Raw genomic sequence first — 9,254 nt, 5'->3', positions numbered from 1 at the left:
AGACCGGAGCGGCCATTATCCTCATCACCCACGATCTCGGCGTCGTTGCCGAATCCTGCGACGATGTCATCGTCATGTATGCGGGCCAAGTCGTCGAGCAATGCTCGGTCGAGGAACTTTTCACCTTCCCTCAGCATCCCTATACCGTCGGCCTGCTCGGTTCGCTGCCGCGCCTCGACGAGAAGCGGGAGCGGCTTGTGGCGATTACCGGCACCGTCCCCGACATGGCCAATCCGCCGAGCGGGTGCCGCTTTCAGGCACGCTGCCCCTTCCGCGTCGAGCAATGCGCCAATATGCCCGAGCTCAGGGAAGTGTCGCAGGGTCATTTCAGCCGCTGCTGGCGGGCGCCGATGGAGGACATCGTTCTGTGAACCAAGCCCTTTCCTCTTCCTTTACGGCAAAGCCGATTATCGAAGTCCGCGGGCTCGGCAAGAACTTCATCGTCAAGCGAAGCATCCTTGGCCGCCCGCTGGCGCAGGTCGGCGCCGTCGATGACGTCACGTTTTCCCTCATGCCGGGCGAAACGCTCGCGATCGTCGGAGAATCCGGCTGCGGCAAGTCGACTCTCGGGCGGCTGTTGATGCGGCTGATCACGCCGACTGCGGGCGAAGTCTTTATCGACGGACAGGATGTCACGAACATCAGCCACAGGGCGATGCGTCAGCAGCGGCGGCATGTTCAACTCATCTTCCAGGACCCTTACGCATCGCTCAATCCGCGCATGACGATCGCCCAGACGATCGCCGAACCGCTGATGCTGCACAACATCGTGCCGGCCGGGCAGCGCTCCAAGCGGGTCGCGGAACTGCTGGAAATGGTCGGCCTGCGCCCCGACCAGGCAAGCCGCTATCCCCACGAGTTCTCCGGTGGCCAGCGCCAGCGCGTGGTGATTGCGCGCGCGCTCGCCTCCGAGCCGAAGGCGATCATCTGCGACGAAGCGGTTTCGGCCTTGGACGTGTCGATCCAGGCTCAGATTCTCAACCTCCTGAAGGACCTGCAGAACCGGCTCGGTCTCGCCTTCGTTTTCATCTCGCACGATCTCGGCGTCGTAAAGCATATCGCCGATCGCGTCGCGGTCATGTATCTCGGCAAGGTGGTCGAGATCGGCACGTCCGACGAGATATTCGACGCGCCACGTCATCCCTACACCCGCGCCCTGCTTTCGGCGATTCCGGTAGCCGCACCTCCCAGCCATCAGCGGCCGCGCGCCGCGCGGTTGCACGGCGATCTGCCGAGCCCGCTATCCCCGCCGCCGGGCTGCCGGCTGCACACGCGCTGTCCGTATGCCCGGCCGGAGTGCGAGACGGTCAGCATGAGGCTCGAAACCGAAGAGAACGGTCACGCCAACGCCTGCGCCTTCTGGCGTGATCTGCCCGCACCGGACGAGGCCGAGAGCGTGCGCGAGCCTCGCAATCCCAAGCTTGAAAAGCTGTTCGCAGCCTTCGAGGCCATGGCCGCGCGGTCGGCCCAGACAGTCACAGGAAGCTAAGCCATGTCCTCGCTTCTCGCGCGCCGCCTCCTGCAGCTCATTCCGACAGTCGTCCTTCTGTCGCTCATCATCTTTTCGCTCCAGCACCTGCTGCCCGGCGATCCGGCATTGGTGCTCGCTGGCGACAATCCGGACGAGGCGACGCTCGCGGCAATCCGGGCGCAATATCACCTCGATCAGCCAATCTTCGTCCAGTATCTCTATTGGGTGAAGGGCGTATTGACCGGCGACCTTGGTGAATCCATGCGCCACAACCGCCCCGTCCTCGACCTGATTCTGTTGAAGCTGCCGGTCACGCTGCAGCTCGCGATCATGGGTATCGTCGTCGCCCTGATCCTCGGCATCACCGGCGGCGTCATTTCGGCGCTGAAGCAGAACACAGCCGTGGACTACGCGACGAACGTCGTGTCGCTCGCCGGCATTTCGGTGCCGAACTTCTGGCTCGGCATCATGCTGATCCTGTTCTTTTCGGTCCATCTCGGTTGGCTGCCGGCGTCCGGCTTCGTCAGTCCTTGGGAGGACTGGCGGATGAGCCTTTCGACGACGGTCATGCCTGCCTTCGTGCTCGGCATGGCGATCGCCGGCGTCATCATGCGCCATACCCGGGGAGCGATGCTGCAGGCGCTCGAGAGCGACTACGTACGAACGGCGCGCGCCAAGGGCTTGAGCGAGTGGGTCGTAGTGTTCAAGCATGCAATGCGCAACGCGCTGACGCCGATTATCACGCTCGGCGCGCTCGAATTCGGCGCATTGCTGTCGGGTGCTGTGTTGACGGAGCAGATCTTTACGATTCCCGGCTTCGGCAAGCTGATCGTCGATGCGGTCTTTACCCGCGATTATCCCGTCGTGCAGGGTGTCGTTCTCGTGACCTCGCTATTCTACATCATCCTCAACCTGCTGGCTGATATCGGATATATCCTCGTCAACCCCCGATTGAGAGGCTGACCGTGCTGACGATCTCGGAAACCCAAACCTCGACCAATTTCTTGACGGGCTTCTATCGAAGCCGCCTGTGGCGGCGGCTGTCGAAACGCAAAAGCGCACTCGTCGGCCTCGTCGTCGTGTTGTTCATGGTGTTCGTCGCGGTCTTCGCGCCGGTTCTCGCCCCCTATGATCCGGCCGCCCAAAGCTGGACCGCGGTGCGCAAGGCACCGTCCGCCCTCCATTGGATGGGAACCGACGAAGCCGGCCGCGACATCCTTTCGCGTATCGTCTGGGGTGCTCGCGCTTCGCTGATGGCGGGTCTGACATCGGTCGGCATCGCCATGGCGATCGGCGTGCCGCTCGGCCTTGCCGCAGGCTTCCTTGGCGGCATCGTCGACGGCCTGATCAGCCGCTTCACGGACGCCATGCTCGCCTGCCCCTTCCTGATCCTGGCGATCGCCTTTGCGGCCTTCCTGGGGCCGAGCCTGACCAATGCGATGCTCGCGATCGGCATCACCGCCATGCCGCTGTTCATCCGGCTGACGCGCGGCCAGGTGCTTTCCATCAAGGCCGAGGAATACGTCGAGGCGGCAAGCGCGGTCGGCAATCCGCAATGGCGCATCGCAGTCCGGCATATCCTGCCGAACATCCTGCCGCAGCTCATGGTTCAGGCAACGCTGACGATCGCGTCGGCGATCATAGCGGAAGCCAGCATGTCCTTCCTCGGACTCGGCCTGCAGCCACCGGCACCTTCCTGGGGCTCGATGCTCAATTCCGCCCAGCGCTTCCTGGGCAACGCGCCCTGGATGGCGCTCTGGCCCGGCATGGCGATTTTCATGACGGTACTGTCGTTCAACCTGCTCGGCGACGGCCTGCGCGACGCGCTCGATCCCCGTTCGCGATAGGCAACGTGGTTTCTGCCCTCAGGACGGGAGTCTGCTGAGCACGCATGGCTTCCTCGGCAGCTTGGGAATCCCTGGCTACCGCCGACCGGGCCCTCGTTCTGAAGGAATTCGAACTAATAGCCCGCATTTAGAGCCAACGCCGACTGGCTTTTGCGCTTGGGGGAAGCCATTCCAGTTTCTCACCCACAACATAAATTCTTTACCTTGGGAAAGGTGAACTGGGATAAAACAGGACGGACGCGCCTCCGGGCATTCAGGCCGACTGCGTTGAAAACACGCTGACCACTTCGCACTCGATCCTGTTGGTATTGCAGAAACGGTGTGACAGGCTCCCCTGGAGCGAGTAGGCATCGCCGGGACCGAGAACGCTGCGGACGCCGTCGATTGTCACCTGAAGATGGCCGCGGACGATCACCCCGCCCTGGAGGCTCTCGCTGGTGCTAACGCGGTTTCCAGTGTCGGCGCCGGGCTGATAGAAAGTATGCATGATTTGCGCCGCCCCCTCGCCCGGTAGTTCGAGCCGACGCGTGGTCACGGACCCGGATGAAACCTCCGCCAGCTCGGCCGCACGATAGATCGATTTCCGCGCAATGGCGGCAGTGCCATCAAAGAAGTCTGACAAAGAGACGGGTAGCGCAGCAAGGATGCGCTTCAGCATAGCCACGGATGGGCTCGTACGGTTCTGTTCGATCAATGAAATTGTGGTATTCGATATATCCGCCCTCAAGGCAAGTTGACGTTGGGATAGATGCGCTGCTATGCGGGCCTGCTTCAAGCGAAGCCCGAGATCGAACTCCCACTGGCTAGCGCCGCCCGCCAACACGTCAAAGTTGGCATGCGTTTCTACCATGGCGCTCTTTGCAATCGTCTCCACGAAGTTCCATCCAAAGCGATTAATTGCTGACTTAATCAGTATCAGCATTATCGCATGAGATTTGACGAGCCTGCAATGCGATTTTTAGGTCAAATTTGACAAAGGGCGCTTCGGGCTCCGGTTTTGTCAAACTTACTGGGATGGAATGTAAAATCTGCCCAATATTTAGGCGCTTCGGCGTTAAGGTGGATATTATATTCGCTTCCCATGATGTAACGGGCTCGTGGGTGTTAGCTTCCGCTCCATAGCTCAATTACGCCGCCGATCCCCATGCCAGGCTTAACGACACCAGTTCTCACACGGAGAAACTTGGGATTTTCTGCTGGTGCGCCGATTGGACTGATGTAGAGTTCCTCATCCCTCCTGCTTGGGAGTGGCGGGGGCGGTTCAACACGATGAAGTGCATATTGCCCGCTTGGATATCGAGGAGTGTATCCTGACAAAGTTCCCTGATCTGCGTTCGCTTTCCCAATATATGATCGTGTGCAATGCCCCCAACATGAAGGCAGCGGCAGTTCGTCTCGGGGTCTCCCCAGCGGCGATTTCGCAGTCGATCGCCCGGCTGGAGCGCGATTTCGGTGTTGCCCTACTCGAGCGCAGCTCGCATGGCATCCGACTGACTCCGGCAGGAGCCGCGTTGCGCCGTCATGCGTCGATCCTGCTCGAAGTCGGGGAGGAGATGCTCGAGACGCTGGACGGGTACCGGAACCTTGCTTTGCCGAGGCTGCGCATCTGCGTTCGGGAAACGGTCGCGAAGGTGCTGCTGCCAACACTTATCACCTCCTTCAGCGATATGGTCGGCGATCTCTCGGTCCAGTCGACACCGCGCTCGGACTATATCGAGGAGTTCTTGCGTGGAGTCTGGGATATCCTGATCTCCACCGACGATCTCTCCCATATTCCCAACATCGAGAGCCAGCCGCTCTTCCGCGAGCGCCTGATCGCCATCGTTCCAGCTGAGGTCTACCGGTCCACCACCAGCATCGCCGAGATCGCCCAGCGGCTGACCTTCCTCAGTAACGGCGTGCCGGCGCAGTTGCTGGCACTGACCAAGCGCTATTTCGACGAAAACGACATCGTCATCAGCCGCAGCACTGACTGTCTTTCGACCGGCGCGACACTCGATCTCGTGGCACAGGGCTTCGGATGGGCCGTCATCACGCCGCTCAGCCTCGCGCGGCTCTATTTTGACATGGAGAAAATCGCCTGGGTGATGCTACCGGCGCAATATAGTCGGGAACTCTATCTTTCCAACGAGAAAAACAGGCTGATGGACGTGCCGAACGATCTCGCCCGCGAATGCCGCCGGGCTTTCGTTACCGAGATAGCGACATGGCACCGCCGCCTGCCGCCAGAGGCATTCGACGCCGTCGAGGTGCTCGGCGTCAACTGAAAGCTCCATGATTTTTCGTTTCAGGCGACCGGCTGATAGAGCTCGGGCACCGCGCCTGACTTCAACATGAAATCGGCGATCTCGGCGCGGGTCGGGCGCCATACCTCTTCGCGTTCCGCCATCAGGCGCAGCATCTTTTCGAATGCATAGGCCATGTAGGGGCGGCCGCCGAGCTCTGCATGGACAAGCGCGTCGATACGGCCGGGCTTTCCGCGTTTTGCCTCTTCCAGGACGAAGTCGAAGGCGTCGCTGAAGCCTTCGAGCGCCATGCGACCGCTGCTCGCCCCACCATTCCAGGCACGGAAATCGTTGAAGAACCAGTGCTTTGGAATGATGGTGATGACCTTGCCGTCGACCTCGACGAGGTATGGCAGGTCGTCGTCGCACTGGTCGCCGCACCAAGTATAGCCTTCCTCGGCAAGGATGCCGAGCGTTTCGCGGGTGTGGTAGCCGCCGGGGCTGACCCAGCCGACGGGGCGCGTGCCTGTCACATCCGAGATGATCTTCGTCACCTCCCGGATCTCCGCCCGCTGCTCATCCGGATTGAGATCGATCATCTTGATGTCGTTCGTCGTGCCATGCCCGGCGATCTCATGACCGGCATCATGCAGGGCGCGGATGGCTTCCGGCCAGCGTTTGACTGCAAGCCCGTTCACATCGATCGTCGCGCGGAAACCAGTGCGCTCCAGCACTTCGAGGATGCGCCAGATGCCGGCATTGCCGCCGTAGTTGGAATGGGAGACCGAAACGAGGTTGATCTCCAGCCCCTTGGCCTTCTTGAAATGCCCTCCTCGTACGAAAGCTTCGAAGGCAACCGTTGCGGTGGCGCAGACCAGCTTGTTGCCCGGCCATTGAATCTTGGTTCGCATGAATTCGCTCCTTGGAAAGTCTCAGACCACGAAGAAGCCGTTGACGATGGCGTCGTGGTAAAGCTTGGCGGCACAGGGTGCGACGCCGATCGGCAGATCGGCCTCGGGCTTGGTGTAGGTGTGGACGCCAGCCCCCAAGCGGCAGACGGCGGTGCGCGGCGCAGGCTTCATCTCGCGGAACATCGGGATGATCACCTCCCGGTACACCTCGGGGCTGTGGTCGCGGCTGTCCTTGGTGATGACGAAGAGGAAGGGCGGCACCGGCTTGACATCGGAACCGGTCAGTTCATGCGTCAGGCCGGTATAGTGATCGACCAGTCCCTGCGTCGCCGTTTCGTTCATGCCGAGGCGCTTGGCGGTCACCCGGGCCGCCTCTTCGAGCGCGCCGACGATATTGTGAGTGATCATGTATTCGGCCTTGAACTGCGGCCGCTTGCGCGCAACCTCCCAGGCCTCCAGGATCTCCTCCATCAGCGAGGGCAGGCGCATCATCACATTCGGCCCTTCCTGACCGAGTGCTTCCGGGCCACGATAACGGGCAAGGTCGCGCCAGGTGCGGATATAGAGGTCGTTGAACGGGTCCTTCCACGGATCGCCTTTCTCGGAAACCCGCTTGAAGCCCTCGATCTTGCCGACATGACCGCTCCAGAGGTGCTTGCGCTCGTTGATATAGCCGAAAGTCGAGTTCTCGATGGCGATGACGCCGGCGATATTGGGCACGCGCTGCGACAGCATCGAGACGTAGGGGCCGCCGGTCGAGTGACCGTGCACATAGATCGAGAACTCGCCTTCGGGGAAATGGCGGGCGCAGGCTGTCTTCATGCCGAGTTCGAAGGCCATCGGCCAACCGGCCATGCGGTCGTAGAAGCGGCTGCCGGGCTTGGCGCGCGCCAATGTGCGCGTGCCGTATTTGATATGCTTGGAGCGATCGCGGATCAGCTCGTATTGGTCGGGGGTTACATATTCACCCGCCTGCCAGATCGGCGTGCGCACCGTGCCGTCGGCATTGATCGTGTCGGCTGGCCAGTCGCGGCTTTCATCGTCGAGGTAGAGACGGCCGGGGAAGGTCATGGTAACAACCTTGAAGGCGAATTTCTGCGCGAAGAGCAGCGCGAATTTCTCGACCGACTTGTAGTCGCCCGAGCCACCATGCAGCAGGAAGATGCCGACCTTCTTGCCGTCGGCGCCGCGCTTGATCGAATCCGCCGGCTGCGGTTCGTAGACGCGCACGCCGATATCCCATTCCATGCCGACGGTCTCGACGCGGAAGATATCCTCGCGCTCGTCCAGCGGCACGTTGGGCATTGCCAGCACGGCATTCGAGGAGGCGATGACATCCGCCCTCGATACCGTTTCGGGCACGTCGCCGGCTGTCTTCTTATCTTCCGCAATTGCACTCATGATATTACCTCGACAATTTCAGACATTTAAAGGAAGTAGCCGTGAGTGATCGCCGCGTGATAGACGGCGGCGGCCGGCGGAACGATGCCGAGCGGCAGGCCCGGCTCTGCTTTGTTGTAGGTATGGACACCCGCGCCGAAGCGGATGAGCTTGACCCTCGGTGCCGGCTCGATCTTGGCGAACATCGGCATCACCACCTCCTCGTAGACCTCGGGATTGTGGTCGCGGCTGTCCTTGGCGATGATGAAGAGCACGGGCGGAACGGGCTTTGCGCCCGGGCCGGTCTGCGGATAGGGGAAGCCGCGATAGTGCTCGATCAGCTTGGCGCGTTCCTCGTCCGACAGCTTCAGCCGGTCGGCGACCGCCTCGGCGGCGGCCGTCAGCGAGGTGGCGATATTGTGGGTGATCGTATATTCCGCCTTGAACTGCGGCCGCGCCTTGGTGCGGTCCCACCAGTCGAGGATGTCCTCGATCAGCCACGGCAGCCGCATCAGCGCATTCGGCCCTTCCTGGCCAAGCGCTTCCGGGCCGGCATAGCGGGCACGGTCGCGCCAGGTGCGGATATAGAGTTCGTTGAAGGGGTCGCTGCGTGGTGCGGCCTTCTTGGTGACACGCTCGTAGCCGGAGATCTTGCCAAGCGCACCCGACCAGTGATGCTGCTGCTCCTGGATGAAGCCGAAGGGCGAATTCTCGACGGCGATAACACCGGCGATATTCGGCACGCGCTGGGAGATCATGAAGACCATCGGCCCGCCGGTCGAATGGCCGGTGACATAGATCGAATAGTCGGCTTCCGGGAAGTGCCGGCGCATAGCCTCCTTCATGCCTTCCTCGAAGGCGACGGGCCATGCCGCCATACGGTCATAGAAGCGCGAGCCGGGCTTTGCGCGGGCTACGGTGCGCGTGCCGTAGCGCATGCGCATCGACGTGTCGCGGATCACTTCATACTGGTCCGGCGTGATATGTTCGCCGCGCAGCCACATCGGTGTGCGCACGGTGCCGTCGGCCATGATCGTGTCGCCCGGCCAGTCGTGGTTTGGATCGTCGAAATAGAGACGGCCGGGGAAAGTCATGGCGACCGCCTTGTGTCCGAACTTGGCGGCATAGGTCTTCGCCATCGGCTCCATCGACTTGTAATCGCCGGAACCTCCATGGAGAAGGAAAATGCCGATTTTCCTGCCGTCGGCGCCGCGCGCCGCCTGGGCTTCATCTTCCGGCTCGTAGACCGTCACGCCCATGTCCCAGTCGAGGCCGAGGGCGCTGATGCGGAAGATGTCTTCCGTCTGCCGGAGCGGGAGATCGGGCTTTGCCAGCACTTCGTCCGACAGCTTCAGGAGTTCTTCGCGGCTGACATCGGTCGGCGGCCGCCATTCCTGGTTCTTGAGCGAGGTTTCCATTC

General features: G+C 61.6%; 9 protein-coding genes. 5 read left to right on the top strand and 4 right to left on the bottom strand.

Going from position 1 to position 9,254, the window contains the following annotated elements; translation table 11 throughout:
* From ACPYOI_RS21875 to ACPYOI_RS21860, 4 genes are all read left to right on the top strand, one after another.
* On the top strand, window positions 1-371 hold a 371-nt coding region (locus ACPYOI_RS21875), incomplete at its 5' end, for an oligopeptide/dipeptide ABC transporter ATP-binding protein (RefSeq protein WP_481423357.1).
* Window positions 368-1,489, top strand: a complete 1,122-nt coding sequence (locus ACPYOI_RS21870; protein WP_481418046.1) for an ABC transporter ATP-binding protein — start codon at window positions 368-370, stop codon at window positions 1,487-1,489. The genes ACPYOI_RS21875 and ACPYOI_RS21870, both read left to right, overlap by 4 nt.
* Before the next feature lie 3 nt (window positions 1,490-1,492).
* A complete protein-coding gene (locus ACPYOI_RS21865) occupies window positions 1,493-2,434 on the top strand; it encodes an ABC transporter permease (protein ID WP_481418045.1) in 942 nt (313 codons plus the stop codon).
* 2 nt (window positions 2,435-2,436) lie between these two features.
* Entirely contained in the window at window positions 2,437-3,318 is an 882-nt protein-coding gene (locus ACPYOI_RS21860) for an ABC transporter permease (protein WP_481418044.1), read from the top strand.
* A gap of 253 nt (window positions 3,319-3,571) precedes the next feature.
* On the opposite strand, the gene ACPYOI_RS21855 is transcribed toward ACPYOI_RS21860, so the two are convergent.
* Window positions 3,572-4,192: a helix-turn-helix domain-containing protein gene (locus tag ACPYOI_RS21855; protein ID WP_481418043.1), complete on the bottom strand. Its 621-nt coding sequence runs from the start codon at window positions 4,190-4,192 to the stop codon at window positions 3,572-3,574.
* Window positions 4,193-4,592: 400 nt separating this feature from the next.
* Between ACPYOI_RS21855 and ACPYOI_RS21850 the strand changes: the two genes are divergently transcribed.
* On the top strand, window positions 4,593-5,585 hold the full coding sequence (locus ACPYOI_RS21850) for a LysR family transcriptional regulator (protein ID WP_481418042.1): 993 nt from the start codon (window positions 4,593-4,595) through the stop codon (window positions 5,583-5,585).
* A gap of 20 nt (window positions 5,586-5,605) precedes the next feature.
* Here the strand turns inward: ACPYOI_RS21850 and ACPYOI_RS21845 are convergent, their stop codons facing one another.
* Genes ACPYOI_RS21845 through ACPYOI_RS21835 form a run of 3 tightly spaced genes read right to left on the bottom strand, consistent with a single transcriptional unit; the run spans window position 5,606 to window position 9,252 of the window.
* Complete coding sequence (locus ACPYOI_RS21845; protein ID WP_481423356.1) at window positions 5,606-6,454, bottom strand: polysaccharide deacetylase family protein; 849 nt, start codon at window positions 6,452-6,454, stop codon at window positions 5,606-5,608.
* A gap of 21 nt (window positions 6,455-6,475) precedes the next feature.
* On the bottom strand, window positions 6,476-7,855 hold the full coding sequence (locus tag ACPYOI_RS21840) for a hypothetical protein (protein WP_481416957.1): 1,380 nt from the start codon (window positions 7,853-7,855) through the stop codon (window positions 6,476-6,478).
* Between the two features lie 26 nt (window positions 7,856-7,881).
* Window positions 7,882-9,252 (bottom strand): hypothetical protein, encoded by a 1,371-nt coding sequence (locus tag ACPYOI_RS21835; RefSeq protein WP_481423355.1) that lies wholly within the window; start codon window positions 9,250-9,252, stop codon window positions 7,882-7,884.
* Window positions 9,253-9,254 lie beyond the last annotated feature (2 nt).

The sequence above is a fragment of the Rhizobium sp. SVR5-2C genome (assembly GCF_056755115.1).
This window is presented reverse-complemented; position numbering and strand designations above follow the sequence as displayed.